This is a genomic window from Cyanobium sp. Cruz-8D1 (genome assembly GCF_024345975.1).
In the GTDB taxonomy this organism is placed as follows: domain Bacteria; phylum Cyanobacteriota; class Cyanobacteriia; order PCC-6307; family Cyanobiaceae; genus Cyanobium.
Window position 1 is genome coordinate 61,461 of sequence record NZ_JAGQCD010000009.1, and the last position, 14,550, is coordinate 76,010.

Genomic DNA, 14,550 nt, shown 5'->3' on the forward strand with positions numbered 1-14,550 from the left:
CTGGACTCTGATTCGCAACGCCGCTGGGGCAAAGGCCACACCATCCAGATCCCATCCAGCAGCGGCTGAGGCTGGAGAACAGATCGAAGAGCCGAGCTGGCACCGAGCGCTGGCTAGCCATGCAGCCATGGTGCACAGAGAGGCCTGAATCATCAGGTGAAGTCCAGGGGTGCGGTGGCATGGGCTGCAGACTCCGATTCCCTTGACTCTCCTGCCCGGGGGAGACCATACGGTGAAGGTTCCTTTTCCATCGCCATGCGCCCCAGCCGAATCTCCACCGCTTTGCTCGGGGTCCTTGGCGCCCTGACGCTGGCCGCCCCCGCCCTGGCGCAGAACCACGGCGGCATGGAGCACAACCATCACAACCACGCCACACCAAGCCAGCCCAACGCGGCCGGGGCGTCGGCCCATGCCGAGCACGCCCATGACGTGGGCCCGGCCGGCGCCACCTACGACCTGCGCTTCATCGACGGGATGGTGCAGCACCACACCGGCGCCCTGCGGATGAGCGAATTCGTCTTCGGCATCGGCGCGCCTGGCGTGGGGGCTCTGGCCACCACGATCTGGCGCGATCAGGCCAACGAGATCCGGGCGATGGGGCTGTGGCGCAAGGCCTGGTACCCCCAGGCGCCCGTCTATCCGGTGGCCCTGGCCAAAGGTGGCGATCCCAACAGCCTCGCCGGCCTGAGCCGCATGGGCCAGGCCCAGATCGATGGCATGCGCATGATGGGCGACGCCCCCACAAAGGAGAACAGGGTCACCTGGTTCCTGGAGGGGATGCTCCATCACCACGGCGGGGCGCTGACCATGGCCCATGACGCCCTGGCCAAGAGCACCAATCCCACGATCCGGCGCTTCGCCCGCCAGGTGATCGTGGCCCAGCGCGCCGAGATCATCGAACTGCGGCGGATGCTGGCGGTCGATGGCCTGCGCAAGCCGGTATACGCCCGCTACGACAGCCTGTTCGCACTCTGAGCCGCCAGCCGGACTGACCTTGCCAGCCTGCCGAAGGCCGAGGCAGGAGTGAGAATGGTTCCCATTCTTTTCCTGCCACCTGGCGGAGCTTCCATGAACATCCTTGGCGTCGTTTCCAGGTTCTGGCACGTCCCCCTGGGCCTCGGGCTTCTGGCCGCCCAGCCCGCGGCCGTGACGGCCGGGGAGCTCAATCTCGACGCCATCAATCGCTACGCCAGGAGCGCGACGGGGCAGAGCCAGGAGCAGGCCACCAGCATCAACCAGTTCTCCGACGTCAAGCCCACTGACTGGGCCTATCAGGCGCTTTCGAACCTGATCGAGCGCTACGGCTGCGTCGCCGGCTACCCGAACGGCACCTACAAGGGCGGCCAGGCCATGACCCGGTTTGAGGCGGCGGCCCTGCTGAACGCCTGCCTCGACCGGATCACCGAGGTGACCGATGAGCTCAAGCGCCTGATGGCCGAGTTCGAGAAGGAGCTCGCCGTGCTGCGCGGCCGCGTGGATGGCCTGGAGGCCAAGGTGGGTGAGCTCGAGGCCACCCAGTTCTCCACCACCACCAAGCTGAGCGGCCAGGCCACCTTCGTGATCGGTGCCAATGGCTTCTCAGGCAACGACAGCCTCAACGTCGATGCCGCCCGGGCCGCCGTTGGCGCCACCACCTTCAGCTACGACATCCAGCTGAGCTTCGACACCAGCTTCACCGGCAAGGACCTGCTGCGCACGAACCTGCGGGCCGGCAACTTCGCCGATTCCGCCTTCGGCGGCGCTGGCCCCACCGGTGGGCTCTCCACCCTGGAGGCTGCATTCCAGGAGGACTGCGGTGGCCCCGCCGACTGCGGCGATGTGGTGGCGATCGACAAGATCTTCTACCAGTTCCCGATCGGCAGCTCGTTCACCGCGACCGTCGGCGGACGGGTGGGTCAGGAGGACATGCTCGCCATCTGGCCGAGCGCCTACCCCGCCGACACGATCCTCAACCTGTTCACCCTCAACGGCGCCCCGGCGGCTTACAACAAGAACCTCGGACCGGGGGCCGGCCTCTGGTGGCAGCAGGGCGGCTTGAGCATCAGCGCCAACTACGTGGCCGCCAACGGCGATGGGGGCGATCCCAACATCGGCGGCATCGGCACCGTGGCCTCGGCCGGCACGGGCACTGTGCAGATCGGCTACGCCAAGGAGCAGTGGGGCCTGGCGGCGATCTACTCCCGCATCCAGTCGGGCGTGGGCGTTCCGGGCACCACCCCCTTCACCGGCCTCACCTTCGAGGCCAACCCCAACAGCCGCACCGATGCCTTCGGCGTCAGCGGCTACTGGCAGCCGGCCGAGTCCGGCTGGATTCCCTCCATCAGTCTCGGCTGGGGCCTCAACGGCACCAGCGACAACACCGCCCAGGCCCCCGGCGCCCTGCGCACCAGCCAGTCGTGGATGGTGGGCCTGCAGTGGGACGACGCCTTCGTCAAGGGCAACGCCCTCGGCATGGCGGTGGGTCAGCCCAGCTTCGCCACGGCCCTGACAGGCGACCAGACGCCCCAGGACGGCAACTTTGCCTGGGAAGGGTGGTACAAACTCCAGGTCACCGACAACATCAGCGTGACGCCGGCCCTCTTCTACCTGAGCCGGCCCCTGGGGCAGGACACCACGCCCGGCACCACGTTCCGGCAGCTGGGCGGACTGGTGAAGACCACCTTCCGCTTCTGAGGGCCCGCGGGAACGCATGATGAGGGAGACCTGGAGGCCCGGCCACCATGGATCTCACGCCGTTCCTGCCGAGCCTGGAAGGAAACACCTTCGAGGACGTGCTGCTCTCGGTGTCGGTGAAGGGGAAGGTGGCTATCGCCATGAAGGGCCGCTTCCTGCTGCGGGCGCTGTGCGAGAGCGTCAGCGACCGCCGCCTGATCGGTTGCGCGATCACCGATGAGGAAAGCTGCCTCGGCTACCTCAGGCAGGAGCCCTACGAATGGCTGCTGTGCACCGATCACCTGGAGAGCGGCAACGGCTTTGAGCTGACGCGCAAGGCCAAGCAGCTGAGCCCCGATCTCAAGGTGGTGATGCTGGCCCTGGGGGATGTGATCCCCGCCGAATACGAGCACGCCCCCTGGCTGGAAGCCGTGGTGGCGGAGGCCGACATCGTCGAAGATCAGCGGCCCCTGCAGGCCGCCGTGATCGCGGTGCTGGGGTACCACTCCTATCGCAGCCCCTCACTGCGCTCCGGCAAGCTCCCGTACCTCAGCTGTCCGCGGCTGACCCCGCGGGAATACGAGGTGCTGGACCTGCTGGCCAGCGGCCTCAGTGACCGGGAGATCGCCAGCAAGCTGGTGGTGAGCGACGCCACGGCCCGCCCCTACACCAAGCGCCTGCTCCAGACCCTCGGCGTCAAAAGCCGCATGCAGGCGGTGCTCAAAGGAGTCCGCTGCGGCATGGTTCAGCTGGGCTGAGGGCCGGCACCTCCTGGCAAGGACTAGCCTGAATACACCGATTCAGTTGACTGCAAGGCCCCCTCCGTGCGTCTGGACCCTGCGACGGAGGCGCGGCTGGATCGGCTGGCCTCGGAAACGGGCGGACCAAGGCCTTCTAGCTGCGAGAGCTGATCGAGCAGGGCCTGGACGACTTGGAGGATGCTTACCTCGGTGCTGCAGCTCTGGAGGCCCACCGCCGCTCTGGGGAGCCGACCATCCCGATGGATCAACTGGTGAGCGACCTTGGCCTGGACGGTTGAGTTCATCCCGGAGGCGGCACGGCAGCTAGGCAAGCTGGATCGCACGGCCGCCGCTCGTATCACTCGGTACCTCCAGCACATGGTGTCCAGTTGCAGTCACCCGCGCCAGAGAGGCAAGGCCCTGACGGCAAACCTCTCCGGCCCATGGCGCTACCGGGTTGGCGACGACCGCGTGATCTGTCAGATCGAGGATGAGCGCCTTGTCGTGCTGGTGGTCGGGCTCAGCCACCGCAGCGACACATACCACTGATGCCACCCGCTGCTGCAAAGCGGCGTTTGGCTGGAGTCTCCTGCGGTGATTGGGATGGGTCGCCTGAGATTCGAACTCAGGACCAGTCGGTTAAAAGCCGAATGCTCTACCGCTGAGCTAGCGACCCGATGCAGGTGCCCTGGACAGGGACCGATCGAACGTATCACAGGGGGATGGGGCTGATGGAGGACGCCCCTGCGGTGCCGCACGCAATCCCATCACCCCCTGACGAGGGAGGAAGAAAAGGTGGCGAAGTGGGCCGCCTCGGATTCGAACCGAGGACCGATCGGTTAAGAGCCGACTGCTCTACCGCTGAGCTAGCGACCCGCCATTGGCGAAACTATCACCCGTCGGCGACCCCTCCCAAGCCCGCCACCCGCCACCCATGACCAGCCCCGACGCCTGGCCCAGCCGCTGGGACGCCCCCCGCCTCGACGCCGCCGCCTGGGTGGCCCCATCGGCTGTGGTGATCGGCGATGTGCGGCTGGCGGCGGGGGCCAGCCTCTGGCCCACCGCGGTGGCGCGGGGGGATGTCTGCACGATCGTTGTGGGGGAGGGCAGCAACGTGCAGGACGGCGCCGTGCTGCACGGCGATCCCGGCCAGCCGGTGACGATCGGCGCCGATGTGACCATCGGCCACCGGGCCGTGGTCCATGGCGCCACGCTGGAGGACGGCTGCCTGATCGGCATCGGCGCCATCGTGCTCAACGGCGTCACGGTGGGGGCCGGGGCCCTGGTGGCGGCCGGCGCGGTGGTCACCCGCGACGTGCCCCCCGGCACCCTGGTGATGGGGGCTCCGGCGGTGGTGAAACGCCGGCTCGATGCCGCCGCGATCGAGGCCCAACGGCAGCACGCCCGCCGTTACCGCAGCCTGGCGGAGGTTCACGCTGGACTCCGTTAGGATCCCGCCATCGTTTTCCCTCCTCCGCCATGGACCTCCGGCTGCTGCTCGTCGCTGCTCCGATCCTCCTGGCCGTGGGTTGGGCCGCCTTCAACATCGGCCGCGCCGCCTTGGGTCAGCTGCAACTGATGCTCAAGCGCGCCCGCGCCTGATGGTTGTCGTCATCGGGGCCGGCCTCGCCGGTACCGAAGCCGCCTGGCAGATGGCCGCAGCCGGGGTTCCGGTCCGGCTTGTGGAGATGCGCCCCGTGCGCCCCTCCCCCGCCCACCACAGCGGTGAATTTGCCGAGTTGGTCTGCAGCAACAGCTTCGGCGCCCTCTCCTCCGATCGGGCCGCCGGCCTGCTCCAGGAGGAGCTGAGGCGCCTGGGATCATTGGTGATCGGCACCGCCGATATCCATGCGGTGCCCGCCGGCGGCGCCCTGGCCGTCGACCGGGGCCGCTACAGCGCCGCCCTCACGGCCGCCCTTGAGGCCCATCCCCTGGTGACGGTGGAGCGGCGCGAACAGCTGGGGCTACCCGACCCTGAGGAGATTGCCGTGCTGGCCACCGGTCCCCTCACCGGCGCCGCCCTGGCCGACGACCTGCTTCGCTTCACCGGGCGGGAGTCCTGCCATTTTTTTGATGCCGCCAGCCCGATCGTGGAGGGGGAGGGCATCGACCTGTCGGTGGCTTTCCGCGCCAGCCGCTACGACAAGGGCGACGCCGATTACATCAACTGCCCCATGGACCGGGAGCAGTATCTCGCCTTCCGCACGGCCCTGCTGGAGGCAGAAAAGGCGGAGCTGAAGGATTTCGAGCAGGAGAGCGCCACGTTCTTCGAGGGCTGCCTGCCGATCGAGGAGCTGGCCCGCCGCGGCGAGGACACGATGCGCTACGGCCCGCTCAAGCCGATCGGCCTCTGGGATCCGCGCTGGGGTGACCTGCACGACCGCGACGTGCGCCGTGCCAAGCGGGCCCATGCGGTGGTGCAGCTACGCCAGGAGGACAAGGACGGCCAGCTCTGGAACCTCGTCGGTTTCCAGACCAACCTCAAGTGGGGCGAACAGCAACGGGTGCTGCGGATGATCCCCGGCCTGGAGAACGCCACCTTCGTGCGGTTCGGGGTGATGCACCGCAACACCTTCCTCGACTCCCCCGAGCTGCTGAGGCCCACCCTGCAGTTCCGCCAGCGCCCCAGCCTGCTGGCCGCCGGCCAGCTCACCGGCACCGAGGGCTACGCCGCCGCCGTGGCGGGCGGCTGGCTGGCCGGCACCAACGCCGCCCGCCTGGTGCGGGGGCTGGCACCCCTGAGCCTGCCGCCCACCACCATGGCCGGTGCCCTGCTCGCCTTCATCTCGGATGCGGATCGCAGCGGCAGCGCACGCAAGGGGGGCTTCCAGCCCATGCCCCCCAGCTTCGGGCTGATGCCGGAGCTACCTGAGCGAATCCGCGACAAACGCCGTCGCTACGGCGCCTACCGCGACCGGTCCCTGGGGGATCTGGCCGCCTGGGAGAGCGAGCGCCAGGCCAGCGCCCGTTGCGCGGTTCCCGCAACCGGCTGAGGAGGGCCGCTTCCTAGGGTCAGACCGCTTCCGTTTGCCTGGTTCCGGTGACCGTCACGGCCCGTTCGTCCGCCGCCGCTCCCCACACCGCGGTCGATGGCCGCCCCTGGGACGTGGTCGTGATCGGCTCCGGCATCGGCGGGCTGGTCACCGCCAGCCAGCTGGCGGCCAAGGGGGCCTCGGTGCTGGTGCTGGAGCGCTATCTGATCCCCGGTGGCAGCGGCGGCAGCTTCCGCCGCGATGGCTACACCTTTGATGTCGGCGCCTCGATGATCTTCGGCTTCGGCGAGAAGGGCCACACCAACCTGCTCACCCGCGCCCTGGCGGATGTGGGCGAGCACTGCGAGACCATCCCCGACCCCGCCCAGCTGGCCTACCACCTGCCCGGCGGCCTGTCGGTGGCGGTGGATCGCGATTACGAGCGCTTCATCGCCGACCTCACCGTCCTGTTTCCCCATGAGGCCAAGGGGATCCGCGCCTTCTACGACACCTGCTGGCAGGTGTTCAACTGCCTCGATGCGATGCCGCTGCTGTCGCTGGAGGACCCCGCCTACCTGGCCAAGGTGTTCTTCCGCGCGCCCCTGGCCTGCCTGGGACTGGCCCGCTGGCTGCCGGTGAATGTGGGCGCGGTGGCCCGTGCGCACATCAGCGATCCGGATCTGCTCAGGTTCATCGACATGGAGTGCTTCTGCTGGTCGGTGATGCCCGCCGATCGCACGCCGATGATCAACGCCGGCATGGTGTTCTCCGATCGCCACGCCGGCGGCATCAACTACCCCAAGGGCGGCGTCGGGGTGGTCGCCGAGAAGCTGGTGGCGGGCCTGCGGAAACACGGCGGCGAGATTCGCTACCGGGCGCGGGTGGTGAAGGTGCTGCTGGAGAACGGCCGGGCCGTGGGGGTGAAGCTGGCCAGCGGCGAAGAGATTCGGGCCCGCCGGGTGGTGAGCAACGCCACCCGCTGGGACACCTTCGGCTCCCTGGTGGACGCGGAGCACACCCCGGCCGCCGAGCGCACCTGGCGGCGGCGCTACAAGCCCTCGTCTTCCTTTCTTTCGTTGCACCTGGGGGTGAAGGCCGAGGCCATCCCGCCGCACAGCCATGTCCATCACCTGCTGCTGGAGCGCTGGCAGGACATGGAGGCCGAGCAGGGGGTGATCTTCGTCTCGATCCCCACCCTGCTCGATCCCTCCCTGGCCCCGGAGGGCCACCACATCGTGCACACCTTCACCCCGTCGGCGATGGACACCTGGCAGGGGCTGGCCCCGGGCGCCTACAGGGCCGCCAAGGAAGCCGCCGCCACCCGGCTGATCCGCAGGCTGGAGGCGATCCTGCCGGGCCTGGAGGGCGCCATCACCCACCGGGAGATCGGCACCCCCCGCAGCCACCGCCGCTTCCTGGGCCGCCACGGCGGCAGCTACGGACCGGTGCCCGCCCTGCGGCTGCCCGGCCTGCTGCCAATGCCCTTCAACCGCACCGCCATTGCGGATCTCTATTGCGTCGGTGACTCCTGCTTCCCCGGCCAGGGGCTGAATGCGGTGGCCTTCAGCGGCTTCGCCTGCGCCCACCGCATCGGCGCCGACCTGGGTCTCAATCCCTGGAGCCTGCCGGCCTGAATCTGCCGCCGCGGATCACGCGAGCTACTCCCGCCCACACCTCGGCGTCTGTAGGGTTTGTGAATATTTATTTCGCATCCATGGCGGCTCCGATTCCCAGCTCCGCCGACCTGGCGCGCTACATGGAAGCCCGCGGCGAGATGGGCAAGCCCTGGGTGTGGCACCTGCTCCGCCTCAGCAAGCTCAAGGAGGCCAAGGACACGATGGAGCCCAACGAGTACGTCGAGCGCCTGGGCGAAGCCCACGCCGACCTGATGCGCCTCGGCAGCTTCTGGAAAGGTCGGGAAGCGGAGCTGTTCGGGGGCCGCTATCAGCCCAGCCAGGTGATCGAACCCCTGCCCGGCTCCCCCGACGACCGATGAGCGCCGAGCCGTCTTGCCATCGCTACCCCATGGCAGTGCTGATCCGCTTCACGCTGCTCGGGCTTTACCTGGCCCTGGTCTTGCCTCTGCCGTTGCTGGCACCAGAGCCTTTGAAGCTGACCTTGCTGCTGGCCTCCATCGCCGGCCTGGTGCTGGTGCTGGCCATCACCAGTGAGCAGGTGGAGCTCGATGCTCAGGGTCTGCGGGTGGGCCATCCCCCCTGGTGCGCCTGGCTGCTGCGCCGGGGCTGGAGCCTGCCCTGGAGCCGCATCACCGCACTGACACCGGTGACCACCAGCCAAGGGGGTCGGGTTTACTACGTGCGCAGCGCCGCCACGGAGGATGGCCCCAACCGAGAGTCCTGGTTGCTGCCCCAGCGGGTGGCCCGCTTCGATGATTTCCTGGAACGCTTCTCCAGTGCCACCGGCCTGACGACCCAAGGAATCAGCCGGATCAGCCCTCCATGGACCTATCAGTTGCTGGCCCTGCTTTCGGCCCTGCTGCTGGTCGGTGAAACCCTGGCCCTGATCCTTCGTCCGGGGTGAGCCTCGGACCTAGTTGAGGCGGGACGAGCTACTGGGGGACGTGAGCAGCAATCCCGACCCAGCGCTGCCGGCAGCCTCCTCGCTGAATTCGGGAAGGGTGTCGAGGCTGAAGCGATAACCCTGCTGGCGCATCGTTTCGATCGCACCACCTTCGCCGAGACCCGCCTGCTCCAGCTTGCGGCGCAGGGTGAGCACCTGGGTATCGACGGATCGGGGCCCACCACTGAAGGGAGGCCAGGCCATGCGCAGCAGCTCCTGGCGACTGCGCACCACCCCCGGGGGCATCAGCAGGGCACAGAGCAGGGCGAATTCCCTGGGGCTGAGTTCCACCGGCTGGTCGCGCAGGGTGACCTGGCGCAGCAACAGGTGCACCTCCAGGGGGCCGACGCAGACACGCTCCTGAAGGCCACTGCCACTGCGCCTTAGCAGGGTGCGGCAACGGGCCGCCAGCTCCTCAAGACCGAAGGGCTTGCGCAGCACATCGTCGGCGCCGTCGTCCAGCAGGGCCACCACGGGCTCGGAACCGGAACGGGCCGTGAGCACCATCACCTGGCAATGCAGCTGGGCCGCCAGACGCAGGGCCGAAGTTTCTTCAAGCAGCTCAGCGCTCACCAGCAGATCGGGTGATTGCTCCTGGCAGATCTCGAGGGCTTCGCGGGCGGTGGCCACCGCCGCAGCGAGGTGGCCATCCTGGCGAAGGCGCTGGGCGAGAACCGTGCGCAGGGTCGCGTGGGGATCCACCACGAGAACCCTCCGTGGGGTACCTCCGGGATCGGTCAGTTTGTCCTGAGACACGGGCAGCTCCTCGGCATCACGATGAAATCAGAAGCGGAAGTGCCGGCAGCCGACTGAGTGTGTCAACGCTAACTGGAAATGTGCGTGGACGCCGGTGACGGGCGATGCCTTGTCAACTGTCTGCTCCCGGAAGGCGGTCGCGGCACGGCAGGATGGAGCCATCTGCCGGCTTTCGCCGCCTCAATGACGCCAGGGGCCCGACCCCAGCCATGACAGCACTCCAACATCCCGACGCGATCCGCCACTTCCAGTCCCTGTGCGATGCCTGCCAGGACCTGTCCGATCGTCATCACGGACCCTCCGAGCTGCGCCTCTATGCGGACGGCTACCTGCACGCGCTGCGGCGGACGGCCGTGCTCGACCACCACTCCCAGAGGCGGCTCGAGGAACTGATCGACCGCTGGATCCAGGACCCGTCCAGCTTCATGGGGCCCGACGGCCAACCCAAGCTGCTCATGGAAACAAGCCGCTACTGAGTGGACCGTGGGGCAAGGCTGGGCTAAGAAGCCAAGGCCACTTCAAGCTTCTCGCGCAGTTCGCCGCTGTTGTACATCTCGATCAGGATGTCGGAGCCGCCGAGAAACTCCCCTTTCACGTACACCTGGGGGATGGTGGGCCAGTCGGAGAATTCCTTGATTCCCTGGCGGATCTCCATGTCGGAGAGCACGTCAAACGTCTCGAATGCCACACCGAGTGACTGCAGGATCTGGACCACATTGTTGGAGAACCCACACTGCGGCATCAGCTTGTTGCCCTTCATGAAGACGACCACGGGGGCGGTCGTGATCAGGTCGTCGATGCGTTGACGGGTGCTGGCATCCATGGTGAGGAAATCGGAAAAGGGATTCAGGAAGGGAGGGAGGTCTGGACCGCCAAGGCATGGATGGCCTCACTGGCCAGTTCGCTGCGCAGGGCGCCGTAGACGAGCTGGTGCTGCCGCACCCGGTTGAGCCCGGCAAAGGCGCCGGACACCACCTTGACCTGGAGGTGGTCACCACCACCGGTGAGATCCTCCACCTCCACGGCAGCATCGGGAAGCGCGCGGCGGATGGCGTCCTTGACCTGCTCCGGTTGCACCATGGCGGCGGGGATCTGGGGGGTGATGGGCAGCTGGAATCTAAGGACGATCAGCCGCCGGCGGCCGATCCCGGTGCGGTGTAGGGAGTGACAACAAAACCCAGTTCCACCAGTTGCTGGTAAGCCTTGCGCCCGCCTTCGTTGGTGGGGGTCATGATCTTGACCACTTCCACCAACAGGGGAATGGCCACCTCCGGCTGGTTCTGGCGGCGGAACAGGGCCGCCAACCTCAGGTTGGTCTCGGCCAGCAGCGTCAGGGCCTCCCGCCCCTTGTCATCCATCTCCCGCGGGATACGGGCATCGAGGCCGCGGAAGGAGCCGCTCAGATCGCGGTAGAAGCCGAGCAGACGCCGGCTGGCATCCCGGGCCAGGTCGTAGAGGCGCCGCCCCTCGGCCAGGTTGCCGCTGGCCACCGCCGCGTCACCCCTGGCGAGCAAGGTTTTCACCGAGGACAGGTTGAGGTCGGTGCCGGCGGGCTGCACGGTCTGGGGGGTGTCCTGGGCCCGGGCCACCGGCTGGAGCAACGGTTGGGCCAGGGCGAGCAGGGCCAGGGCCAGGGCCCCTCCGCAGACCCCGGCGAAGCCCGATGGCCGAGCGGATCGAAGGGAAACGATGGCGGAAGGCCTGATCACGTCGACGCCTGACGGGTAACGGCCGAACTTTACGGGGACCCGATCGGACGTCCCACCGCGGCGCGGGCCGCTTGCTCGGCCGACTCCATCGCGGCGGCGAGCTGGGCGCAGAAAGCCAGGGCCGCCTGGCGACCCTGCCCCGCTGCCAGCAAGGGCGGGCCGAAACAAAGGGCGGCTTCATCGCCGTAGCGGGGGTCGGCGTGGCCGTAGGCGATGCCCACCGGCACCACCGGCACCTCCACACCCTGGCTGGCGGCCAGCAGAGCCAGGCGTGCCAGCCCCTGTTGCACACGGATGGGCCCATCCTCCCGGCGGATGCGACCCTCCGGAAACACCACCAGTTGCTGGCCTGCGGCCAGCAACTCCACGGAGAACCGCAGGCTGGTCAGGGTGGGGCGGCCCTGATCGACCGGGAAACAGCCGAGGCGGTGCAGGAACCACCCCTGCAGTCCCTTCATTTCGTCCGCCGTCACCATGAAGCGGCAGTCGCGACCGGTGATGCGGCGGCCGGCGGCCCAGGGCAGCATCAGGGCATCCCAGCGGGCCCGGTGGGTGGGAGCCAGCAGCACGGCCCCTTCAGTGGGCAGATTCTGCCGATCCAGCAGCTTGAGCTCAGCGAAATAGCCCTTGAGAACCACGTCGATGGTGACCACCATCGCCAGCGGCGACAGCCAGGGGCTGATGCCGTTGCAGAGCGAACTCTCCCGCGAGCTGATCGCAGCGGAGAGGCCTGATCCGGGGGGCGTCTGCGCCGCCAACACTCTTGATCCGGCGGAATAACGAAATGGACGCTAAGGGCTCGATCCCCCCGCTGCAGGGCCGAGGCTGGCAGTTGGGCCTGCGGCCGCGGCCCCGACGACCGATACGGTTCGGTCAGGATCGCTTCAGCCACCAGCCGCCCATGGCCAGCCTCGGGGTCAACATCGACCACATCGCCAACGTGCGGCAGGCCCGCCGCACCGTGGAACCTGATCCGGTGCGCTTCGCCCTGCTGGCCGAGCTGGGCGGCGCCGACGGCATCACCGTGCACCTGCGGGAGGACCGACGCCACATCCAGGACAGGGACGTGGAGCTGCTCCGGGCCACCGTGCGCACCCGTCTCAACCTGGAGATGGCCGCCACCGCGGAGATGGAGGCGATCGCCCTGCGGGTCCGCCCCGACATGGTGACCCTGGTGCCGGAACGGCGCGAAGAGGTGACCACCGAGGGCGGCCTGGACGTGGCCGGACAAGTGGAGAGCCTCGCTCCCCTGGTGGGGCGCCTGATGGGGGCGGGGATCGGCGTCAGCCTGTTCGTCGACCCCGACGACGCCCAGATGGAGGCCTGCCGGGACTGCGGGGCCCGCTGGGTGGAGCTCCACACCGGCACCTATGCGGAGGCCGCCTGGGAGCAGCAGCCGTTCCAGCTGGCCCGAATCACTGAAGCCACCGCCATCGCCCGGGGCCTCGGCCTGCGGGTGAACGCCGGCCATGGCCTGACGTATCACAACGTCGAGCCAATCGCAGCGATCGAGGCCATGGAGGAGCTCAACATCGGCCACACGATCGTGACCCGTGCCCTGGCGGTCGGCCTCGAAGAAGCGGTGCGGCAGATGCGGGCGCTGGTGCAGAATCCCCGCCGCGACCCGCTGTTCGGCGACCGCCAGCCCTGAGGCCCCCACCGCCATGACCCGCTTCCACTTCGTCGCCGCCAGCCGCGCCTTCCTGCTTGAGGAGGAACCCCTGGAGGAGGTGCTGCGCGAACGCGTGCGCCACTACGCCGAGAAGGACAAGACCATCGACTTCTGGCTCCTGGAACGTCCCGCCTTCCTGGAAGCGCCCGAACTGGCCGCCACGGTGGCCTCCGTGCCCCGACCCGCGGCGGCGGTGGTATCCACCGACGAGAAGTTCATCACCTTCATGAAGCTGCGCCTGGAGTTCGTAGCCCAAGGGAGCTTCGAGGCCCCGAGCCACGCCATCCCCGATGCACTGGCCACCATGACCTGATCAAAACGGCCCTCAGAACAGGCCCAGGAAGCGCCGCCGGGGCGTCTGGTCTTCGCTTGGGCTTGAAGGGCGGGGCTTGCCCTGGCCGCCATCCTGCTGGTAGCGGGGCTTGCTGTCGCCGATGGTCAGGGGCGCTTCCTTGTTCTTCCACCAGACCCAGTCCCGGATCGGCGGGGTGTTCTCCAGCTCCCAGCGGGTCAGGCCCAGTCCCAGCCGGGAGGAGGCATCGAGCAGCACATCCAGCATTTCCTCGCCATCCCTACAGCGGGCCAAGGACTCGTTGGTGCGTTTGGCCCCGTCCAGGGCCTTCACCAGGGCGTTGACGCGCTGGGTGACCGGCAGATCCTTCAGATCCATCGCCCGTTACCTCCTGGGGTGCACCGCGGCCGCACCGTATCAGCGCTGGAGCCCTGCCGGCGCCGGCGGGGGGTGACAGAAACCCCCGTCAAGGGCAAGACTCAGGACGAAGCTTCTTTTTTGATGACCTTCCCGGAGCCACGCTCACCGCACCACTGGGTGATCGGGGATGTCCATGGCTGCGCAGAAGCTCTGCAATGGCTGTTGGCCCAGCTGCCCCCAGGCGACCGGCTGGTGTTCTGCGGCGACGTGATCAACCGTGGCTCCCGCATCGAGGCCGCCATGGAGCTGGTCTGGGACCTGGTACGCCGCGGTCGGGCGGTATGGCTCAAGGGGAACCATGAACGGGACCTGGTCAGCCGGCTCGACCTGGGCCTGGCGTCCTCCAGCCACCCGGAACTGAACGGTAACGACACCTACCGCCAGCTCGGAGCGGCCCGCTGCCGCCTCTGGCGCGACCGGCTCGACCAGCTGCCCCTGGCCTACTGGGGTCGGGGCTGGGTGGCCACCCATGCCGGCTTCGACCCCCGCACCTGGCAGCCCGATCTCAACGTGCGGCTGGCCTTCTGGCAAGCCTATGACGACCGCTTCGGCGAGGTGATCGTCGGCCATACCCCCGGGCCCGGCCTGCGGCGGCTGGGATCGATCGTCCTGCTCGACACCGGCGCCTGCTACGGCGGTGACCTCACCGCCTACTGCCCCGAAACCCGGCAGACACGACGGGTCAGCGGTCTGCCTCCGGCAGGCAGATCCTTGCCAGCCGTCGTGCATGGCTCAGCCCTGAGCTGCGTCCTCTGAG

Annotated in this window: 21 protein-coding genes and 2 tRNA genes; 15 read left to right on the forward strand and 8 right to left on the reverse strand. The window is 68.3% G+C overall.

Annotated features, from left to right (window positions below):
- Window positions 1-255: 255 nt before the first annotated feature.
- The 4 genes from KBZ33_RS07770 (at window position 256) to KBZ33_RS07785 (ending at window position 3,941) form a co-directional block, all read left to right on the forward strand.
- Complete coding sequence (locus KBZ33_RS07770; protein WP_254951972.1) at window positions 256-975, forward strand: DUF305 domain-containing protein; 720 nt, start codon at window positions 256-258, stop codon at window positions 973-975.
- Between the two features lie 93 nt (window positions 976-1,068).
- Window positions 1,069-2,673 (forward strand): iron uptake porin, encoded by a 1,605-nt coding sequence (locus KBZ33_RS07775; protein ID WP_254951974.1) that lies wholly within the window; start codon window positions 1,069-1,071, stop codon window positions 2,671-2,673.
- A 47-nt stretch (window positions 2,674-2,720) separates the two neighbouring features.
- Window positions 2,721-3,410 carry a response regulator transcription factor gene (locus KBZ33_RS07780; RefSeq protein ID WP_254951976.1) on the forward strand — a complete coding sequence of 230 codons (690 nt, stop codon included), beginning with the start codon at window positions 2,721-2,723 and terminating at the stop codon, window positions 3,408-3,410.
- A gap of 264 nt (window positions 3,411-3,674) precedes the next feature.
- Window positions 3,675-3,941, forward strand: coding sequence for a type II toxin-antitoxin system RelE/ParE family toxin (locus tag KBZ33_RS07785; protein WP_254951978.1), 267 nt, complete (start codon window positions 3,675-3,677; stop codon window positions 3,939-3,941).
- A gap of 55 nt (window positions 3,942-3,996) precedes the next feature.
- Here KBZ33_RS07785 and KBZ33_RS07790 read toward each other — a convergent pair.
- Together KBZ33_RS07790 and KBZ33_RS07795 are read right to left on the reverse strand one after the other, a co-directional pair.
- Window positions 3,997-4,068 (reverse strand) — tRNA-Lys (locus KBZ33_RS07790).
- Between the two features lie 128 nt (window positions 4,069-4,196).
- Window positions 4,197-4,268 (reverse strand) — tRNA-Lys (locus tag KBZ33_RS07795).
- A gap of 58 nt (window positions 4,269-4,326) precedes the next feature.
- Between KBZ33_RS07795 and KBZ33_RS07800 the strand changes: the two genes are divergently transcribed.
- From KBZ33_RS07800 to KBZ33_RS07825, 6 genes are all read left to right on the forward strand, one after another.
- A complete protein-coding gene (locus tag KBZ33_RS07800; protein ID WP_254951979.1) occupies window positions 4,327-4,842 on the forward strand; it encodes a gamma carbonic anhydrase family protein in 516 nt (171 codons plus the stop codon).
- Between the two features lie 29 nt (window positions 4,843-4,871).
- On the forward strand, window positions 4,872-4,994 hold the full coding sequence (locus KBZ33_RS07805; RefSeq protein ID WP_254951981.1) for a photosystem II protein Y: 123 nt from the start codon (window positions 4,872-4,874) through the stop codon (window positions 4,992-4,994).
- The gene (gene trmFO, locus KBZ33_RS07810; protein ID WP_254951983.1) at window positions 4,994-6,385 is read left to right on the forward strand and encodes an FADH(2)-oxidizing methylenetetrahydrofolate--tRNA-(uracil(54)-C(5))-methyltransferase TrmFO; all 1,392 of its coding nucleotides are present in this window, start codon (window positions 4,994-4,996) and stop codon (window positions 6,383-6,385) included. Before KBZ33_RS07805 ends, trmFO begins: the two co-directional genes overlap by 1 nt.
- A 47-nt stretch (window positions 6,386-6,432) precedes the next feature.
- The gene (gene crtH / locus KBZ33_RS07815) at window positions 6,433-7,998 is read left to right on the forward strand and encodes a carotenoid isomerase (protein ID WP_254951985.1); all 1,566 of its coding nucleotides are present in this window, start codon (window positions 6,433-6,435) and stop codon (window positions 7,996-7,998) included.
- An 80-nt stretch (window positions 7,999-8,078) separates the two neighbouring features.
- A complete protein-coding gene (locus KBZ33_RS07820; RefSeq protein WP_254951987.1) occupies window positions 8,079-8,360 on the forward strand; it encodes a hypothetical protein in 282 nt (93 codons plus the stop codon).
- A gap of 29 nt (window positions 8,361-8,389) precedes the next feature.
- Entirely contained in the window at window positions 8,390-8,905 is a 516-nt protein-coding gene (locus tag KBZ33_RS07825; RefSeq protein ID WP_255011624.1) for a hypothetical protein, read from the forward strand.
- 9 nt (window positions 8,906-8,914) lie between these two features.
- Here KBZ33_RS07825 and KBZ33_RS07830 read toward each other — a convergent pair whose 3' ends face one another.
- Complete coding sequence (locus tag KBZ33_RS07830) at window positions 8,915-9,706, reverse strand: response regulator transcription factor (protein ID WP_254952072.1); 792 nt, start codon at window positions 9,704-9,706, stop codon at window positions 8,915-8,917.
- Between the two features lie 203 nt (window positions 9,707-9,909).
- Here KBZ33_RS07830 and KBZ33_RS07835 point away from each other — a divergent pair, with 203 nt between their 5' ends.
- Window positions 9,910-10,176 carry a DUF6761 family protein gene (locus KBZ33_RS07835; RefSeq protein ID WP_254951991.1) on the forward strand — a complete coding sequence of 89 codons (267 nt, stop codon included), beginning with the start codon at window positions 9,910-9,912 and terminating at the stop codon, window positions 10,174-10,176.
- A gap of 23 nt (window positions 10,177-10,199) precedes the next feature.
- Here the strand turns inward: KBZ33_RS07835 and grxD are convergent, their stop codons facing one another.
- From grxD to KBZ33_RS07855, 4 genes are read right to left on the reverse strand one after another with little or no spacing between them, the layout of a single operon-like run.
- The gene (gene grxD, locus KBZ33_RS07840; RefSeq protein WP_254951992.1) at window positions 10,200-10,523 is read right to left on the reverse strand and encodes a Grx4 family monothiol glutaredoxin; all 324 of its coding nucleotides are present in this window, start codon (window positions 10,521-10,523) and stop codon (window positions 10,200-10,202) included.
- 23 nt (window positions 10,524-10,546) lie between these two features.
- The gene (locus tag KBZ33_RS07845; protein WP_254951994.1) at window positions 10,547-10,780 is read right to left on the reverse strand and encodes a BolA family protein; all 234 of its coding nucleotides are present in this window, start codon (window positions 10,778-10,780) and stop codon (window positions 10,547-10,549) included.
- Between the two features lie 47 nt (window positions 10,781-10,827).
- On the reverse strand, window positions 10,828-11,409 hold the full coding sequence (locus tag KBZ33_RS07850; RefSeq protein ID WP_254951996.1) for a hypothetical protein: 582 nt from the start codon (window positions 11,407-11,409) through the stop codon (window positions 10,828-10,830).
- Between the two features lie 29 nt (window positions 11,410-11,438).
- Complete coding sequence (locus KBZ33_RS07855) at window positions 11,439-12,065, reverse strand: 1-acyl-sn-glycerol-3-phosphate acyltransferase (RefSeq protein ID WP_254951999.1); 627 nt, start codon at window positions 12,063-12,065, stop codon at window positions 11,439-11,441.
- Here KBZ33_RS07855 and KBZ33_RS07860 point away from each other — a divergent pair.
- The 3 genes from KBZ33_RS07860 (at window position 12,052) to KBZ33_RS07870 (ending at window position 13,394) form a co-directional block, all read left to right on the forward strand.
- On the forward strand, window positions 12,052-12,189 hold the full coding sequence (locus KBZ33_RS07860) for a hypothetical protein (protein ID WP_254952001.1): 138 nt from the start codon (window positions 12,052-12,054) through the stop codon (window positions 12,187-12,189). The genes KBZ33_RS07855 and KBZ33_RS07860 overlap by 14 nt on opposite strands.
- A 121-nt stretch (window positions 12,190-12,310) precedes the next feature.
- A complete protein-coding gene (locus KBZ33_RS07865; protein WP_254952002.1) occupies window positions 12,311-13,060 on the forward strand; it encodes a pyridoxine 5'-phosphate synthase in 750 nt (249 codons plus the stop codon).
- A 13-nt stretch (window positions 13,061-13,073) separates the two neighbouring features.
- On the forward strand, window positions 13,074-13,394 hold the full coding sequence (locus tag KBZ33_RS07870) for an MgPME-cyclase complex family protein (RefSeq protein ID WP_254952004.1): 321 nt from the start codon (window positions 13,074-13,076) through the stop codon (window positions 13,392-13,394).
- 12 nt (window positions 13,395-13,406) lie between these two features.
- Here KBZ33_RS07870 and KBZ33_RS07875 read toward each other — a convergent pair whose 3' ends face one another.
- Window positions 13,407-13,751, reverse strand: coding sequence for a hypothetical protein (locus KBZ33_RS07875; protein ID WP_254952005.1), 345 nt, complete (start codon window positions 13,749-13,751; stop codon window positions 13,407-13,409).
- 123 nt (window positions 13,752-13,874) lie between these two features.
- Here KBZ33_RS07875 and KBZ33_RS07880 point away from each other — a divergent pair, with 123 nt between their 5' ends.
- Window positions 13,875-14,549, forward strand: a complete 675-nt coding sequence (locus KBZ33_RS07880) for a metallophosphoesterase (protein WP_254952007.1) — start codon at window positions 13,875-13,877, stop codon at window positions 14,547-14,549.
- Window position 14,550: the final 1 nt, after the last annotated feature.

What these genes read in the sequence shown, in the direction of transcription:
- KBZ33_RS07835 (WP_254951991.1), top strand. Translation starts at nt 9,910, where the DNA reads ATGACAGCACTCCAACATCCCGACGCGATCCGCCACTTCCAGTCCCTG.
- KBZ33_RS07860 (WP_254952001.1), top strand. Translation starts at nt 12,052, where the DNA reads ATGGTGACCACCATCGCCAGCGGCGACAGCCAGGGGCTGATGCCGTTG.
- KBZ33_RS07780 (WP_254951976.1), top strand. Translation starts at nt 2,721, where the DNA reads ATGGATCTCACGCCGTTCCTGCCGAGCCTGGAAGGAAACACCTTCGAG.
- KBZ33_RS07770 (WP_254951972.1), top strand. Translation starts at nt 256, where the DNA reads ATGCGCCCCAGCCGAATCTCCACCGCTTTGCTCGGGGTCCTTGGCGCC.
- KBZ33_RS07875 (WP_254952005.1), bottom strand. Translation starts at nt 13,751, where the DNA reads ATGGATCTGAAGGATCTGCCGGTCACCCAGCGCGTCAACGCCCTGGTG.
- KBZ33_RS07805 (WP_254951981.1), top strand. Translation starts at nt 4,872, where the DNA reads ATGGACCTCCGGCTGCTGCTCGTCGCTGCTCCGATCCTCCTGGCCGTG.
- KBZ33_RS07820 (WP_254951987.1), top strand. Translation starts at nt 8,079, where the DNA reads ATGGCGGCTCCGATTCCCAGCTCCGCCGACCTGGCGCGCTACATGGAA.
- trmFO (WP_254951983.1), top strand. Translation starts at nt 4,994, where the DNA reads ATGGTTGTCGTCATCGGGGCCGGCCTCGCCGGTACCGAAGCCGCCTGG.
- KBZ33_RS07865 (WP_254952002.1), top strand. Translation starts at nt 12,311, where the DNA reads ATGGCCAGCCTCGGGGTCAACATCGACCACATCGCCAACGTGCGGCAG.
- KBZ33_RS07880 (WP_254952007.1), top strand. Translation starts at nt 13,875, where the DNA reads ATGACCTTCCCGGAGCCACGCTCACCGCACCACTGGGTGATCGGGGAT.
- KBZ33_RS07800 (WP_254951979.1), top strand. Translation starts at nt 4,327, where the DNA reads ATGACCAGCCCCGACGCCTGGCCCAGCCGCTGGGACGCCCCCCGCCTC.
- KBZ33_RS07855 (WP_254951999.1), bottom strand. Translation starts at nt 12,065, where the DNA reads ATGGTGGTCACCATCGACGTGGTTCTCAAGGGCTATTTCGCTGAGCTC.
- grxD (WP_254951992.1), bottom strand. Translation starts at nt 10,523, where the DNA reads ATGGATGCCAGCACCCGTCAACGCATCGACGACCTGATCACGACCGCC.
- KBZ33_RS07845 (WP_254951994.1), bottom strand. Translation starts at nt 10,780, where the DNA reads ATGGTGCAACCGGAGCAGGTCAAGGACGCCATCCGCCGCGCGCTTCCC.
- KBZ33_RS07825 (WP_255011624.1), top strand. Translation starts at nt 8,390, where the DNA reads ATGGCAGTGCTGATCCGCTTCACGCTGCTCGGGCTTTACCTGGCCCTG.
- KBZ33_RS07870 (WP_254952004.1), top strand. Translation starts at nt 13,074, where the DNA reads ATGACCCGCTTCCACTTCGTCGCCGCCAGCCGCGCCTTCCTGCTTGAG.
- KBZ33_RS07775 (WP_254951974.1), top strand. Translation starts at nt 1,069, where the DNA reads ATGAACATCCTTGGCGTCGTTTCCAGGTTCTGGCACGTCCCCCTGGGC.